10 protein-coding genes are annotated in these 15721 nt (G+C 63.8%); 8 read left to right on the forward strand and 2 right to left on the reverse strand.

All coding sequences use genetic code 11. The features are described 5' to 3' along the window. The first annotated feature begins 82 nt into the window (after positions 1-82). The 5 genes from J7655_RS06540 (at position 83) to J7655_RS06560 (ending at position 5061) form a co-directional block, all read left to right on the forward strand. Positions 83-2206, forward strand: coding sequence for a TonB-dependent siderophore receptor (locus J7655_RS06540; protein ID WP_230927077.1), 2124 nt, complete (start codon positions 83-85; stop codon positions 2204-2206). 72 nt (positions 2207-2278) lie between these two features. Beyond that, complete coding sequence (locus J7655_RS06545) at positions 2279-2575, forward strand: DUF3649 domain-containing protein (protein WP_230927078.1); 297 nt, start codon at positions 2279-2281, stop codon at positions 2573-2575. Then, positions 2572-4107: a PepSY-associated TM helix domain-containing protein gene (locus J7655_RS06550; protein WP_230927079.1), complete on the forward strand. Its 1536-nt coding sequence runs from the start codon at positions 2572-2574 to the stop codon at positions 4105-4107. The genes J7655_RS06545 and J7655_RS06550 overlap by 4 nt, the downstream gene beginning before the upstream one ends. Continuing rightward, entirely contained in the window at positions 4107-4427 is a 321-nt protein-coding gene (locus J7655_RS06555; RefSeq protein ID WP_338052712.1) for a DUF3325 domain-containing protein, read from the forward strand. Before J7655_RS06550 ends, J7655_RS06555 begins: the two co-directional genes overlap by 1 nt. A gap of 139 nt (positions 4428-4566) precedes the next feature. Further along, positions 4567-5061, forward strand: a complete 495-nt coding sequence (locus J7655_RS06560) for a phosphate-starvation-inducible protein PsiE (RefSeq protein ID WP_024309068.1) — start codon at positions 4567-4569, stop codon at positions 5059-5061. A 15-nt stretch (positions 5062-5076) separates the two neighbouring features. Here J7655_RS06560 and J7655_RS06565 read toward each other — a convergent pair whose 3' ends face one another. Together J7655_RS06565 and J7655_RS06570 are read right to left on the reverse strand one after the other, a co-directional pair. Continuing rightward, entirely contained in the window at positions 5077-7707 is a 2631-nt protein-coding gene (locus J7655_RS06565) for a DEAD/DEAH box helicase (protein ID WP_230927080.1), read from the reverse strand. A 145-nt stretch (positions 7708-7852) separates the two neighbouring features. Beyond that, entirely contained in the window at positions 7853-8725 is an 873-nt protein-coding gene (locus tag J7655_RS06570) for a helix-turn-helix domain-containing protein (RefSeq protein WP_230927081.1), read from the reverse strand. 214 nt (positions 8726-8939) lie between these two features. Between J7655_RS06570 and bglX the strand changes: the two genes are divergently transcribed. The 3 genes from bglX (at position 8940) to mdoH (ending at position 15563) form a co-directional block, all read left to right on the forward strand. Further along, positions 8940-11234 (forward strand): beta-glucosidase BglX, encoded by a 2295-nt coding sequence (gene bglX, locus J7655_RS06575; RefSeq protein WP_230927082.1) that lies wholly within the window; start codon positions 8940-8942, stop codon positions 11232-11234. 260 nt (positions 11235-11494) lie between these two features. Continuing rightward, a complete protein-coding gene (locus J7655_RS06580) occupies positions 11495-13030 on the forward strand; it encodes a glucan biosynthesis protein G (RefSeq protein ID WP_230927682.1) in 1536 nt (511 codons plus the stop codon). Then, a complete protein-coding gene (gene mdoH / locus J7655_RS06585; RefSeq protein WP_230927083.1) occupies positions 13023-15563 on the forward strand; it encodes a glucans biosynthesis glucosyltransferase MdoH in 2541 nt (846 codons plus the stop codon). The genes J7655_RS06580 and mdoH overlap by 8 nt, the downstream gene beginning before the upstream one ends. The last annotated feature ends 158 nt before the right edge of the window (positions 15564-15721 follow it).

Consider the following 15721-nt stretch of genomic DNA (forward strand, 5'->3'; position numbering starts at 1 on the left):
GATAATTAATATTTCAAATCTAAGCAATTCTCACTAATACGCAGCCGCCGTACACTGTCCTCATGTTATTCAAGGAGCCGTAATGCCTACCTCTGCTGTCCATCGTTACCTGACTCGCTCAGTCCGCCTGGCGACTTTGGGGTTGGCGTTGAACCCGCTGCTACTACTGGCCGAAGAGGCCATTGAGCTTGAGGCTCAGAGCGTTGTAGCGACTCCGCAAGCCGAGCGTGCCAACGGTCCGGTGGCCGGCTATGTGGCGAGCCGAAGTGCCACCGGTACCAAGACCGATACGCCACTGCTGGAGACACCGCAGTCGGTCAGCGTGATTACAGCCGACCGTATCCGCGATCTGGGCTCACTGACCGTGCAGGACGCGCTGCGTTATACCGCCGGCATGCGAGGAGAAACCTATGGGCTGGACAGCCGCGGTGACTGGTCGATGATCCGCGGCAGTGCGCCGAGCATCTTCCTCGACGGCTTGCAGCAGACTTTTGGCAGCTACACCAATATCCGTACCGATCCATTTACCCTGGAGCGCATCGAGGTGCTCAAGGGGCCGTCTTCGATGCTCTATGGGCAGACACCGGTCGGCGGTCTGGTCAACCTTGTGAGCAAGCGTCCGCAGGCTGAGCAACGCACCGAGCTGCAGGCGCAGTACGGCAGCTTCGATCGTAAGCAACTGGCAGTGGACAGTACCGGGCCGTTGAATGAGGAGTGCACCTTGCTGTATCGCGTGATAGCGGTGCAGCGCGATAGTCAGACCCAGGTCGACCACGTCAAGGACAACCGCCTGGTGCTGATGCCTTCGTTGACCTGGAAGCCCAGCGAGGATATCGAGTGGACTCTGTTGGCCAACATACAGAAGGACGATAGCGGCTCAACCAGCCAGTTCCTTCCACACCGTGGCACTGTGCTGGGCGCGCCGTACGGCAAGGTTGGCAGCAATACCTTCGTCAGCGAGCCGGGCTTCGATGAGTACGACAGTGAGCAGGTGGCGCTGACCTCGCAGTTCGCCTGGCGTCTGGATGACACCTGGACGTTGCGACAGAACCTGCGCTGGCAGAAGAGCAAGGTCAGCTACCAGACGATGTACGGATGGCCGCCGGTGCTGCAGGCCGATAACCGCACGGTCAATCGGGTGTTTTCCATCTCCAAACCCGAAGTGAAGGTCTGGGTGGCTGACCATCAGGGCGAGGCGCGCTTCGACACTGGCCCGCTGCAGCATACTCTTCTGCTTGGCAGCGACTACCAGCACGCCGTGACCGAGCGCAAACGTGCCAGCGGCGCCGCTACGCCGCTGGATCTGTATGACCCGGTGTACGGCTCCTTCGATCCTTCCGCAATCGCCCTGATAGAAGACCCGGAGCAACGGGCGGTGCAGAAGGGCCTCTACGCTCAGGACCAGATCCGCTACGAGAACTGGCTGCTGACGCTTGGCATGCGCAAGGACTGGGCCGAGAGCAAGACCCAGGGGCGCATGGGGCAGAAGGACGATGACGTCACCGGGCGGGTCGGTCTGACCTACCTGTTTGACAACGGCGTGGCGCCCTACATCAGCTATAGCGAGTCGTTCCAGCCGATCATCGGCCTCAACAGCCGCACCCTCGACCCGTACAAGCCGATCGAGGGCAAGCAGTGGGAGCTGGGTGTCAAGTATCAGCCGCTGGGCAGCAACAGCCTGTTCACTGCGGCGGTCTACGACCTGCGTGAACAGAACCGGCGCATGCCTGACCCGAACGATCCGCTGAACACTCTGCAAAATGGCGAAACCCGTGCCCGTGGCCTGGAGCTGGAAGCGCTGGTGGAGATCAATCCGAACTGGAACCTCATTGCCACCTACAGCAAGACCGACACCGAAGTGCTCAAGGGGGCGCCAGCCGAAGAGGGCAAGCGCCTGGCCAGCGTGCCGGAGGACATGGCCTCGCTGTGGAGCCAGCATCGTTTCAGCATCGCCGGCATTCCCGGCTTCAGCGCCGGTGCCGGGGTGCGCTACGTGGGCGCCAGCTGGGACGGTCTCGACCAGTTGAAAACACCGTCCACCACGCTGTTCGATGCCATGCTCGGCTACCAGTACCAGAACTGGAATTTCACCCTCAACGCCAGCAACCTCGAGGACGAAACCTACTACACCACCTGCCTGTCCCGTGGCGACTGTTTCATCGGTAGCCGCCGCACCGTGGTGGGTACCGTGGGTTATAGCTTCTAGACCTGGCGCGCCAGGCCGCCGCCCGCCATGCGGGTACCGATCTAAGCCCGATCAGCGAACAACGAGCCAACCGTGAGCAAACAATCTTCCCTGACCCCCTGGAGCATCGCTTCGCGGATCCTGGCCGCCCTGTTCGGTGGCTATGCCCTGGCCTACGGGTTTACCGCGTTCTTCTCCGTCTACCTGCCGCTGGCGCGCGCTGACCGGGTGGTGTTCGCCAGCCTGCTGTGCTTTGCCGTATGGAGTGCTGCAGCGATCTATGCGTTCGCCGCGCGCAGCGCTCTGCGTGCCTGGCTGCTGCTGGTGGGGCTGACAGTCCTGGCGTGCCTGGCAGCCTTCCTGCCCGCCGAATTCGGAGCGCGCCCATGAGCCTGCGTCAATCCATGGCCGGTTTGCACACCTGGGGCGGCCTGCTGCCCAGTTGGCTGCTGTTCGTCATTCTGTTCAGTGGCACCGTGGCCTGCTTCGACAAGGAGCTGGAGCGCTGGATGCGTCCGGCGCTGCACCTGTCGCAGCAGGCCACGTTGACGCTGAGCGCCGAGCAGTTGCGTGGCTGGCTGCAGACCAATGTCGCGGATGAATTGCATGCGTTCTGGTTGCGTCCACCGAGCGAGCGTACTCCGTTCTGGTTACTGGCCTGGGAGGTCGACGGCAGTGAACATATCGAGCGTCGCACCTTCGCTCTGCACATCCTGCAGCCCTTGGCTGAAACCCTGGGCGGCGAGTTCTTCTTCACGCTGCACTATGAACTGCACGGCGGCATGCTCGGGCGCTATCTGGTGGGGCTGGCCGGGATGTTCATGCTGGTGGCGCTCATCTCGGGGGTGATCATCCACCGGCGCATCTTCAAGGATTTCTTCACCCTGCGTCCGACAGCCAACGGCCAGCGCGCCTGGCTGGACGCGCACAACCTGTTCGGCGTGGCTGGCTTGCCCTTTCATCTGCTGATGGCCTACACCGGCGTGGCGATCTTCGTCGCCTCCTACATGCCGGCTGGCGTTCAGGTGGCTTACAAGAGCGATCTCACTCACTTCTTCAGCGAGGTGATGGGTGGGTATCACCGCGAGGAGCTGCATCGTCCGGCGACTGCAGCGGTTTCCCTCGATACGCTGGTCGAGCAGGCGCGCACGCACTGGCAGGGCGGCGAGCCGGGGTGGATCAGCGTGCATCACCCGGACGATGCCTCGGCGGTGGTGGAGATCCACCGCGCGGATAGCTCGCGCATCGCCAACCCGGCCGATACGCTGACCTTCGATGCGGGTACCGGCGAGTTGCTGCATGAGCAGCGTGCACCAGCCGGCTACAGCGCTTACCTGTGGTTGGCTGGCCTGCATATGGCGCAGTTCGGCGGTGCGCTGGTGCGGGCGATCTATCTGCTTTTGGGGCTGGCCGGCTGCGCCATGCTGGAGGCCGGCAGCCGAGTCTGGTTGAGCAAGCGTGCGACTCGTTGCGGGCGTGGTATCGGTGTGGTGCGTGCGCTCAATGGCGCGGTATTCGTTGGCCTGCCACTGGCCAGCCTGGCTCTGCTGTGGGGCAATCGCCTGCTGCCAGAGAACCTGCCTGCGCGGGCCAGTTGGGAGGCCTGGGTGTTCGTTGCCAGTTGGTTGCTGCTGGCGCTGTGGGCCGTGCTGCGTCGGCACAGCTCGCGCCTGCTGCGTCAGCAACTGACCCTCGGCGCGTTGCTGGCTCTGGGCCTGCCGCTACTGTCCGGGCTGCTGGCGCCGCACGGCCATCTGCTGGCCAGCCTGGAACGCGGTGACTGGGCGTTGGCCGGTATCGATCTGTTCCTGTTGCTGACGGGCCTGCTCTGCGTCTTGTGCGTTTGGCGTCTGGGGGTGCCGTCGGCCGTGCAGGTCAGCTCGGCGCAGGTATCGCGCGGGCCAGCCGGGGAGGTGCGCTGATGCTGCTCGCTTTCGCCTTGGCCTATCTCGGCATGCTGACCCTGTGCCTGGCCATGTCGCGTCATCACAAAGCCTTGCTTGGCGGCGAGCCGGGATTTTTGCGCCAACGCATGCTGCGCTGGGCTGCGGCGATCTGCTTCGCGTTTGCCCTGTGGGTGTGCAGCCTAAGCTTGGGTAGCGAGATCGGCGCGGTGCTGTGGCTGTGCCAACTGATGCTCGCTGCAGTGCTGCTGGTCGTCGTGCTGGCCTGGCGCCATCTTTGGGTTGTACCGGTCGCAGTGCCGCTGCTGACGAGCGGGATGCTTGCTTGGTGGATCTGAAAGGCCTGCGGCAATCCGCGTCTGTGTCTTTGCGTCACATCCCTGCATCATCCTCAAGTGGGTGTTTTTCCTGCATGCTCGTTAGCGGGTATCCATGTCGGATGCTCGGGCATCATGCTTGTTTGGGGAGAAGTGAACGATGAATTGGGCGGAACGTCTGCGTGAGGGCATGCATGGCCTGGCGGAGTCGCTGGGCAATCTGTTGATGGAGGCCTTCCATTACCTGGCGCTGTTCGCCATCGGGGCGATCACGGCCTGGGCGGGGGTGATGACCTTCATCGGCATGCTGGAGAAGGGCCACATCACGGTCGATGACATTCTGCTGCTGTTCATCTACCTGGAATTGGCAGCGATGGTGGGCATCTATTTCAAGACCAACCACATGCCGATCCGCTTCATGATCTACGTGGCGATCACCGCGCTGACCCGCTTGCTGATTTCCGACATCTCCCATACCCATAAGCCGAGCTGGGGCGTGGTGATGGTTTCCGGGGCGATCCTGCTGCTGGCGCTGGCGATTCTGGTGGTGCGCTACGCCTCGTCGCGCTTTCCGGCCGTGGCCGGCCCGCACCCCCGCAGCAAGGCGCGTAACCGTGAGGATGCCGAGGCCGAGCGCGACGATACCTCGGATTGAGTCGCCGTCGCGCTGTCAATCCAGCGGCGCGAACAGCGCTGCCAGGTCGGCTTCATCCAGTTGCCACTGGCCCTGGCTGCCGCCGTCGAGTACGCCCTTGGCCAGGTTGGCCTTGGTCTGCTGCAGTTGCTGGATCTTCTCTTCGACGCTGCCACGGGTGATCAGTTTGTAGACGAATACCGGCTTGTCCTGGCCGATGCGGTAGGCGCGGTCGCTGGCCTGGGCTTCGGCGGCCGGGTTCCACCAGGGATCGAAGTGGATCACGGTATCGGCGGCGGTCAGGTTGAGGCCGCTGCCGCCGGCCTTGAGGCTGATCAGGAACACCGGAAATTCGCCGGCCTGGAAGCGTGCGACCGGCGTGCGGCGGTCCTGGGTGCTGCCGGTGAGCTTGGCGTAGGCGATCTTGCGCGCCTGTAGTTCTGCCTCGATCAGCGCCAGCATCGAGGTGAACTGGGAGAACAGCAGCACGCGACGGCCTTCGTCGACCAGCTCCTGAAGCATGTCCAGCAAGGCGCTGAGCTTGCCCGAATCACTGGCGCTCAGCTCGCCGTTGTCGTCACCCAGCAGGCGCAGGTCGCAGCAGCTCTGACGCAGGCGCAGCAGGGCTTCAAGGATGACGATATGGCTGCGCGCCAGTCCCTGACGGGTGATTTCCTCGCGCACCTTCTGGTCCATGGCCAGGCGCAGGGTTTCGTAGCGGTCGCGCTGCAGCTGGGTCAGCTCGACCCAGTGGGTGATCTCGGTCTTCGGCGGCAGCTCGCTGGCCACCTGCTCCTTGGTGCGACGCAACAGGAAGGGGCGGATGCGCCCATTCAGGTGATCGAGGCGCTGGGCGTCGCCACGTTTCTCGATGGGCGTGCGGTAGTCACGGGTGAAGGCCTTGGCATCGCCCAGCCAGCCGGGCATGAGGAAGTGGAACAGCGACCACAGCTCGCCCAGGTGGTTTTCCAGCGGGGTGCCGGTCAGGCATAGGCGCAGGTCGGCCTGCACTTGTGCGGCGGCGGTGGCCGCCTTGCTGCGCGGGTTCTTGATGTTCTGCGCTTCGTCGAGAATCAGCAGGCGATAGCGCTGCTGGTTCAGCGCCTTGAGGTCGCGCGGCAGCAGGGCGTAGGTGGTGAGGATCAGGTCGTGCTCGGCGATCTCCTCGAACAGTGCCTTGCGCTTGTTGCCATGCAGGGCCAGCACACGCAACTGCGGGGTGAAGCGCGCCGCCTCGTCCTGCCAGTTGGGGATCAGGCTGGTGGGCATGACGATCAGCGCGGGCTTGTCGAGGCGCCCGGCCTGTTTCTCGCAGAGGATATGCGCCAGGGTCTGCAGGGTCTTGCCCAGGCCCATGTCGTCGGCCAGCACGCCGCCGACGCGCAGTTCGGCCAGGGTCTGCATCCAGTTCAGCCCCTGCAACTGGTAGCTGCGCAGTTCGGCCTGCAAACCCTCGGGTGGCGCAATCTCGCGCACGGCCAGACTCTGCAGGCGCTGGGCGAAACCGCGCAGCTCATCGCCGCCTTGCCAGCTCAGTTCAGGGCCCTGTGCCAGCTCAGCCAGGCGTGCGGCGTCGGCGCGGCCCAGGCGCAGCGGCAGATGGTCGTCGCCAGGGTCGCGGAAGTACAGCTCGCCGAGCGTGGCCAGCAGCGGCTTCAATCGGGCGAAGGGCAGGGCGATGCGTTTGCCGCCCTGCGGCAGGCTGACCAGCAGGCGATCTTCGTCGGCGCGCTGGGCCAGCGCTTCGGGCGCCAGCAGCCAGGGCGTGCGGCGAATGGCCTGGAGCAGGATCGGCAGCAGGCTCAGGCGTTGGCCTTCGACTTCGATGCCCAGCTCCAGGTCGAACCAGTTTTGTTGCGGGTCTTCCTCGACCTCGGCGTACCAGTCGTCGACCTCGGCGAGGTTGTACTGGAAGTCCGGGCGCATGTGGATCTGCCAGCCTTCGGCGCGCAACTGCGGCAACTGCTGCTGGACGAAATCCAGCCAGTCGCGCTCGCGCTCCAACTCGAACGCCTCGCCGGCATCGGCCGGCAGCGCTTCGCTCTGGCGCAGGGCAACCTGCAGGCCGAGGCTTTCCAGGCGCTTGCGCAGGGTGGCTTCGGCAGCACCGTCGCGGATCAGGCGCAGGTTGGTCTCTGCATCCAGGCGCTTGACCAGGTCCTTGGCCGGCTTACCGAAGACCTTGTGTCCGGCATAGTCGAAGGCCAGCGCCGCGCGGTGTTGGGTCTGCTCCTGCATGCGCCCCTTGCGCGCATCGAAATGCACGCGCACCTGGCTGCCCAGGCTGAGGATGGCGGTAGGCGCGATACCTTCCAGGCGCGTTTCCGCCAGTTCCTTGTTGACCACGATGATGTCCGACAGGTCGCTGCCTGCGCGCTGTTGCGCTTCCAGGGTGAGCAGGGCGGCGGCCACATGCTTGCAGTTGAAACCCACCGGGCAGGTGCAGTGCCCGGTCACGCTCCATTTGCGCCCATAGGGGTGCAGGGTAATGCGCTGCTGGTAGGTCTGCCCACCGGAGCCACGGCAGTTGGCGAGCAGGCTGTTGTCCTTGATGCTGAGCAGCTTGCTGCGTTTCTCTTCGGCGTAGCCGATACCGCGACGCAGGTCACCGGCACCGAATTCCGAGCGCCAGTCTTCCTGGCGGAGTTGGTGGATATCCAGGGGCATCAACGAAGCCCCGAGGCAGAAATGAATGGGCGCATGACTGGGCCGTAGCAATGCAAAGCCGCAGATTTTCGCATAGCCGCGTGGCGATTAGCAGGCGTTGCCAGCAGATTGCCGACAGCAGGGCGGGTACAACCCGCCAGCACGGCTAGCGGAATGCCGCGCGGTACTGCCCGGGTGTGGCACCCAGCGCCTGGCGAAAGCGGTTACTGAAATGGCTGGCGCTGGCGAAGCCGCAAGCCAGCGCCACGTCGCTCAGCGAAGGCTGGGGTTGGCGCAACAACTGACAGGCGCGAGCCAGTCGCCGGGCCAGCACGTAGCGATGCGGCGGCAGGCCGAAACTGCTCTGGAACATGCGCGCGAAATGGTATTGCGACAGGGCGCAGAGCGCGGCCAGTTGGCTCAGCGGCAGTGGCGTCTCCAGATGCTGTTCGATGAACTCGCGCACCCGTCTGCGTTGCAGCGGAGCCAGGCCTCCTTTCAGGTTCAGCCCCTGGCGCAGGCCGACCTGGTTGAGCAGGGCATGGTCGAGCAACTGCTGAGCCAGGCTGCTGGCCAGCAGGCGTTCGCCCGGCTCCTGCCAGTCGAGGGTACAGAGCTGGCGGAAACGCGCGGACTGCTCGGCATCCTCGAGAAAGGTCGCTTCTGCCAGTTGCAGGCTGCGTGGTTCGCGGTCGAGCAGGGCCACCGCACCGAGGGCGAACTGTTCCTGCTCGATGTAAAGGTGGGCGAGTTGAATCTCGCCGTTGATGACCCAGGCCGACTGGTGTTCGGCCGGCAGGATGCACAGTTTGTCCGGTGCGCCCTTGTTGCCCGGCTGCTCGCGGCGAAAGGTGCCGGTGCCGCCGGCCAGGTAGCAGGACAGCGTGTGATGACTGGGCGCCAGGTAGTCGCGCGCATCATGGGCATTGCTCCAGCGCGCCACGGCCATGCCATTACCTAGCTCGGCCATGGCGTGCAGGCACGCGTTGGGCGAGCGACTCATGCTCTGGAATACCTGCAGACGTTCGAATTGCGCCATCACCTTCTCCCTGATGTGGCCATGCTACGCCTGCTGGCAGGCAAAACCAGTGATGCCCCATAAAAAGCGCAATTTTGCGCAAGGCGGGCGTCGTAATACCTGGCACGCCGTTGAATGGCAGCGTTTTTTTGCATGGAGCCAAGGCGCGGTGCAAGGACTCGGAGTATCGTGGCGACCATTCAGACAATGACCTGTATCCAGGATGCCGCACCCGATGAAATACCTGCGCCAGTTCGCTCTCGTTTCTGCCCTGTTCGCCCCCAACTTGCTGGTCGCTGCGCCATCGATGGATGACAAGTCGGCTTTCATCGCCGACCTGGTAGGGCGTATGACTCTTGAGGAAAAGGTCGGCCAACTGCGCCTGATCAGTATCGGCGGCGACATGCCGCGCGAACGCATTCGCGAAGAGATGGCCGCGGGGCGCATCGGCGCCACCTTCAATTCGGTGGTGCGCCCGGAGAACCGTCCGATGCAGGAGGCTGCCTTGCGCAGCCGCCTGGGCATACCGGTGTTCTTCGCTTACGACATCATCCATGGTCATCGCACCACCTTTCCCATCGGGCTGGGGTTGGCCTCGAGCTGGGACATTGCCGCCATCGAAAACAGTGCCCGGGTCGCGGCTTTCGAGGCCAGTGCCGATGGTCTGGACATGACCTTCGCGCCGACGGTGGACATTTCCCGCGATCCGCGCTGGGGGCGCACGTCCGAAGGCTTCGGTGAAGATCCCTACCTGGTGTCGCGCATCGCCGCAGCCATGGTGCGGGGTTACCAGGGGAAAGACCCCAGCGACCCGCAGCGCATCATGGCCAGCGTCAAGCACTTCGCCCTGTACGGCGCGGTGGAGGGCGGGCGCGACTACAACGTGGTCGACATGAGCCCGATGCGCATGTACCAGGATTACCTGCCGCCCTATCGCGCTGCCATCGATGCCGGCGCCGGCGGGGTGATGGTCGCGCTCAACGCAATCAACGGCGTGCCGGCCTCGGCCAATACCTGGCTGCTGCGTGGTCTGCTGCGCCGCGACTGGGGCTTCAAGGGCGTGGCGCTCAGCGACCATGGCGCGATCACCGAACTGCTGCGCCATGGTGTGGCCGCCGATGGTCGCGAGGCGGCCAAACTGGCCGTTACCGCAGGTGTCGGCATGAGCATGGCCGATACGCTCTACGATCAGGAGCTGCCGGCGCTGGTGCGCAGCGGCGCGGTGCCGCAGCGCGTGCTGGATGAAGCCGTTACCCATGTGCTGAATACTAAGTACGACCTGGGGCTGTTCCATGATCCGTTCCGCCGCATCGGCCGCGCCGAGGACGACCCGGTCGACGTCAATGCCGAAAGCCGCCTGCACCGCGCCGACGCACGGGCCATGGCGCGTGATTCCCTGGTGCTGCTGGAAAACCATGGCGACACCCTGCCGCTGAGCAAGAACACCACCGTCGCGCTGATCGGGCCGCTGGCCGATTCGCCGGTGGACATGCTCGGCAGTTGGTCGGCGGTCGGTGTAGCTGAGCAGGCGGTAACGTTGCGCCAGGGCATGCAGGCCGCGCTCGAAGGCCAGGGCAAGCTGCTCTATGCCCTGGGCGCCAACGTCACCGACGATGCCCATGTGATCAATTACCTCAACCAGCTCAACTGGGATCGCCCGGAAGTGGTGCTGGACAAGCGCACGCCGCAGGCGATTCTGGACGAGGCCGTGCGTGTGGCTTCCCAGGCCGACGTCATCGTTGTCGCCGTGGGGGAAGCGCGCGGCATGTCCCATGAGTCGTCCAGCCGTACTCGTCTGGATCTGCCGGACAGCCAGCAGGCCCTGCTGCGTGCGCTCAAAGCCACCGGCAAACCGCTGGTGCTGGTGCTGATGAACGGCCGGCCGCTGGCATTGAGCTGGGAGAAGGACAACGCCGACGCGATCCTGGAAACCTGGTACAGCGGTATCGAAGGTGGCCATGCCATCGCCGATGTACTGTTCGGCGAGCACAACCCGTCGGGTAAGCTGCCGATCACCTTCCCGCGCTCGGTCGGGCAGATTCCCACCTACTACAATCATCTGCGCCTGGGCCGTCCGTATACACCCGGCACGCCGGGCAACTACACCTCGCAGTATTTCGAGGAGTCCAACGGCCCGCTGTATCCGTTTGGCTACGGTTTGAGTTACAGCGACTTCCAGCTGTCGGCACCGAAACTGTCTGCCGAACGCATGCATGCGGGCGAGAAGATCCGTGTCAGCGTCACCCTGAAGAACGCCGGGCCACGGGCTGGCGCCACCGTGGTGCAGCTGTATCTGCACGACGAGGCCGCGTCGGTGATCCGTCCGGTGAAGGAACTCAAGGATTTTCGCAGGGTCAAGCTTGAGGCAGGCGAAACGCGTGAGCTGAGTTTCGAGATCGACGAAGCCATGCTGCGTTTCTACAACGCCAACCTGCAGCATGTCAGTGAGCCAGGCGCCTTCCGTGTTCAGCTCGGGCTGGATTCGCAGAGCGTGCAGGAGGCGCGTTTCGAACTGTTATCACGCCAATGAGGGCGTGGTCCAAGGTGGCGGAAAATTTACTTGTGTGGGTACCTGTGCCGGACTTCACGATCTGGTAATAATGCGCAGAAAGAATCCTCGCATGCGGGGATGTCGCCGTCCGGCTGACTACCTGTATCGCGCTCGCGTTGTCTTTGCATCATTCACCTGATTTCAACTCGCGCAGCGACCGCCTGATGGGCTGGCCGCTGGCCGTCAGTACGTGTTGCCCTGGAGGTTGTGTGTCGATGAGTCGTTGTTCTGGAACCCGTATGGGCAAGGCCGGCAAGCTGGCCCTCTGCGTGCTCCCGCTGTTGTTCGCTGCCCAGAGCTGGGCCTTCGATCTGGATGATGTGGCGGTCAAGGCCAAGGCTTTGGCTGCAGAAGGCTACAGTGCCCCGCAAAGCCAGTTGCCCGCTTCGCTGCGTGAGCTGCCGTTCGCCGGCTATCAAAAGGTGCGCTTCCTCGAAGAGAAGGCACACTGGGCGGATGGCAAGACGCCGTTTCGGCTGTACTTCTTTCACCAGGGCATGCACTTCGATGTGCGGGTGAAGATCAATGAGGTGACCGCCGAGGGCACTCGCGAGATCAAGTACGACCCGTCGATGTTCGACTTCGGCGACCTCAATCTGAACCCGGACGACCTCAAGGATCTCGGTTTTGCCGGCTTCAAGGTCATCAACGAGATCAATGCCAAAGGTACGCACGACGAAGTGATGAGCGTGCTCGGCGCCAGCTACTTCCGCATCGTCGGCAAGGGGCAGGTGTTCGGTCTTTCCGCACGCGGTCTGGCCATCGACACGGCGCTGCCATCGGGTGAGGAATTTCCGCGTTTCACCGAATTCTGGATCGAAAAGCCGCAGCCCGACCGCCGCAGCCTGGTGATCTACGCATTGCTTGACTCGCCACGGGCCACCGGCGCCTACCGCATGGAAATAAAACCGGGCCGCGACAGCGTGCTCGACGTGCAATCGAAGGTCTACCTGCGCGAAAACGTCGAGAAACTCGGCATCGCGCCGCTGACCAGCATGTACCTGTTCGGTGCCAACCAACCCTGGCCACGCCCCAACTACCGTCCGCAACTGCATGATTCCGAGGGCCTGGGGATTCATGCCGGCAACGGCGAGTGGATCTGGCGTCCGCTGAACAACCCGCAGCGCCTGAATGTCAGCAGCTACCGTATCGATAACCCGCGTGGTTTCGGCCTGATGCAGCGCAGTCGTGATTTCAGCCAGTATCAGGATCTCGATGATCGCTACGAGCTGCGGCCGAGCGGCTGGGTGGAGACCGTCGGTGATTGGGGTGCCGGCCATGTCGAGCTGGTGGAAATTCCCACCCCGGATGAAACCAACGACAACATCGTCGCCCTGTGGCGCCCGGAAAAGCTGCCGGCGCCGGGTGAGGCGCTGGACGTGGCCTATCGTCTGCACTTCAGTCGTGACGAGGCCAAACTGCACGACCCGCAACTGGCCATGGTCAGTCAGACCCGTCTGTCGGAGGGTGATATCAAGCAGGCCAACCTGATTCGCCAGGCCGATGGCAGCACCGCGCTGGTGATCGATTTTGTCGGTAAGGAACTGGCCAAGCGCCCGCCTGATGCGGCACCGCAGGTACAGGTCAGTGTCGATGACAACGCCGAGTTGCTGGAAGAGAACCTGCGTTACAACCCGGTGAGCAAAGGCTGGCGTCTGTTGCTGCGGGTCAAGATCAAGGACCCGGCGCAGCCGGTGGAGATGCGTGCCGCGCTGGTCGATGACGGCAAGCCTGTGTCGGAAACCTGGAGCTATCAGCTGCCTTCTCATGAATAACAGCCTAGACGCTACTCAGATCCAGGATTACCTGGGCGAACTACCGCTCGATCATGAGCGCCGGCAAGCACTGGCTCATCGCCTGGAAGAGCAGGGCGGCGATTTTGCCACCCTGCATCGTGCCCTGCACGAAGACGACCTTGCGGCCGCCGAGCCTCAGGACGAAACCCGCGAGATGCTCGAGTCGGTGCCAGCCCGCCTGGCGCTGGGCTGGCCGGATGCACTTGAGCGTGGCTGCCGCATCGTCCGGGATCATCAGGGCCGGCCCACCATCGATTCGACGCCGCCGATCAAGCGCACGCGCATGGTGCCGGAGCCCTGGCAGATCAACATCCTCGATCGTGGCTGGCGTCGCTTGAAAGGCGAAAAGCCGGCACCACGACCCCGCACGCGCGAGAGCGAGGACTTTACCGAGGAGCGCTGGCGGCATGTCGCTGCGGTGCGCCGCACGGCACTGTTGGTGCTGATGATCGCGCAGACCGTGGTCGCCACCTGGTACATGAAATCGGTACTGCCCTATCAGGGTTGGTCGCTGGTTGATCTGGGCCTGGTATTCGAGCAGCCGTTGCACGAGTCGGCGCGGCAGATTCTGCCTTATGTGGTGCAGACCAGCATTCTGGCGCTGTTCGCCCTGTTGTTCTGCTGGGTGTCGATGGGCTTCTGGACCGCGCTGATGGGCTTCTTCCAGTTGCTCAAGGGCCGTGATCGTTACAGCATCTCGGCCAGCAGCTGCGGTGATGAACCCATTTCACCCCGGGCGCGCACTGCGCTGCTCATGCCGATTGCCAACGAGCATGTCCCTCGGGTGTTTGCCGGTCTGCGCGCGACCTTCGAATCGCTCAAGGCCACCGGGCAACTCGAGCATTTCGATTTCTTCATCCTCAGTGACAGCAACGACCCGGACATCTGCGTCGCCGAACAACAGGCCTGGATGGAGCTATGCCGCGAGGTGGAAGGCTTCGGCCATATTTTCTACCGCCGCCGCCGGCGCCGGGTGAAGCGCAAGAGCGGCAACATCGATGACTTCTGCCGGCGCTGGGGCAGCAACTACCGCTACATGGTGGTGCTCGACGCCGACAGCGTGATGAGCGGCGAATGCCTGACCCGCCTGGTGCGCCTGATGGAGGCCAACCCGGGTGCTGGCATCATCCAGACCGCGCCCAAGGCATCCGGGATGGATACCCTCTATGCGCGCCTGCAACAGTTCGCCACCAGCGTCTATGGGCCGCTGTTCACGGCTGGCCTCAACTTCTGGCAGCTGGGTGAGTCGCACTACTGGGGTCACAACGCGATCATCCGGGTCAAACCCTTCATCGAGCACTGCGCCCTGGCGCCGCTGCCGGGCACCGGTTCCTTCGCTGGCGCGATCCTCTCCCACGACTTCGTCGAAGCCGCGCTGATGCGCCGCGCTGGCTGGGGTGTGTGGATCGCCTACGACCTGCCGGGCAGCTATGAAGAGTTGCCGCCGAACCTGCTCGATGAGCTCAAACGCGACCGCCGCTGGTGCCACGGCAACCTGATGAACTTCCGCCTGTTCCTGGTGCGCGGCATGCATGCGGTACACCGCGTGGTGTTCCTCACCGGCGTCATGTCTTACCTGTCGGCTCCTTTGTGGCTGCTGTTTCTGCTGCTTTCGACCAGTTTGCTGGCGATTCATACGCTGATGGTGCCGGAGTATTTCCTGCAGCCCAACCAGCTCTATCCGCTGTGGCCACGCTGGCAACCAGAAGAGGCGGTGGCGCTGTTCTCGGCGACCATGACCCTGCTGTTCCTGCCCAAGCTGCTCAGCGTGCTGCTGATCTGGATCAAGGGCGCCGAGGCCTACGGTGGGCGCACGCGGGTGCTGTTGTCGATGGTGCTGGAGGCGTCCTGCTCGGTGCTGCTGGCGCCGGTGCGCATGCTGTTCCACAGCCTGTTCGTCACCGCTGCCTTCCTCGGTTGGTCGGTGCAGTGGAACTCGCCGCAGCGTGTGGATGATTCGACGCCATGGAGCGAAGCCTTCCGTCGTCACGGCACCCAGGTGCTGATCGGGATCAGCTGGACGGCACTGGTGGCCTGGCTCAACCCGGACTTCCTCTGGTGGCTGGCGCCCATCGTGGTGTCGCTGGTGCTGTCGCCGGTGGTCTCGGTGCTGACCAGCCGCACGGCACCGGGGCTGGCGGCACGGCGTAGCAAGCTGTTCCTGATTCCCGAAGAGCACAAGGTGCCCGTGGAGCTGAGCAACACCGCCGAGTATGAGCAACTGAACAGCTCGCGGGCGCTGCGCCAGGGCTTTTTGCGTGCCGTGGTCGACCCGCTTTACAACGCCCTGGTCTGCGCTATGGCCCGGGCGCGCCACGCCAAGGTGGTGCCGGCTGCCGAGGCGCTGCGTGATGAGCGTATCGAGGAAATCCTCAATGCCGGGCCGCAAGGCAAGGTCGAGGCGACCCGTTGGCGCCTGCTCAACGACCCCGACGGCATGGCGCGCCTGCATGCGCGCATCTGGCAAGAACCGCAATATCACGCCTGGCGCGAAGCGCTGCGCGATGCCTGATCAGCACGCCACGCCCGCAGTCGTCGGGGGCGTGGCGTGATGCCTTTCTGACATATCCGCTAACATCTGCAGGCGCAGTCTCGTGCTGCTGCACGGCACCATTGCGTCTGGAACGGGTCTTTGCCACCGATTGGTGGCCTGAACACCGTGTTCGTTGA

Source organism: Pseudomonas wenzhouensis, assembly GCF_021029445.1.
Taxonomy (GTDB): domain Bacteria; phylum Pseudomonadota; class Gammaproteobacteria; order Pseudomonadales; family Pseudomonadaceae; genus Aquipseudomonas; species Aquipseudomonas wenzhouensis.

What these genes read in the sequence shown, in the direction of transcription:
- J7655_RS06550 (WP_230927079.1), top strand. Translation starts at nt 2,572, where the DNA reads ATGAGCCTGCGTCAATCCATGGCCGGTTTGCACACCTGGGGCGGCCTG.
- mdoH (WP_230927083.1), top strand. Translation starts at nt 13,023, where the DNA reads ATGAATAACAGCCTAGACGCTACTCAGATCCAGGATTACCTGGGCGAA.
- bglX (WP_230927082.1), top strand. Translation starts at nt 8,940, where the DNA reads ATGAAATACCTGCGCCAGTTCGCTCTCGTTTCTGCCCTGTTCGCCCCC.
- J7655_RS06565 (WP_230927080.1), bottom strand. Translation starts at nt 7,707, where the DNA reads ATGCCCCTGGATATCCACCAACTCCGCCAGGAAGACTGGCGCTCGGAA.
- J7655_RS06580 (WP_230927682.1), top strand. Translation starts at nt 11,495, where the DNA reads ATGGGCAAGGCCGGCAAGCTGGCCCTCTGCGTGCTCCCGCTGTTGTTC.
- J7655_RS06560 (WP_024309068.1), top strand. Translation starts at nt 4,567, where the DNA reads ATGAATTGGGCGGAACGTCTGCGTGAGGGCATGCATGGCCTGGCGGAG.
- J7655_RS06555 (WP_338052712.1), top strand. Translation starts at nt 4,107, where the DNA reads ATGCTGCTCGCTTTCGCCTTGGCCTATCTCGGCATGCTGACCCTGTGC.
- J7655_RS06570 (WP_230927081.1), bottom strand. Translation starts at nt 8,725, where the DNA reads ATGGCGCAATTCGAACGTCTGCAGGTATTCCAGAGCATGAGTCGCTCG.
- J7655_RS06540 (WP_230927077.1), top strand. Translation starts at nt 83, where the DNA reads ATGCCTACCTCTGCTGTCCATCGTTACCTGACTCGCTCAGTCCGCCTG.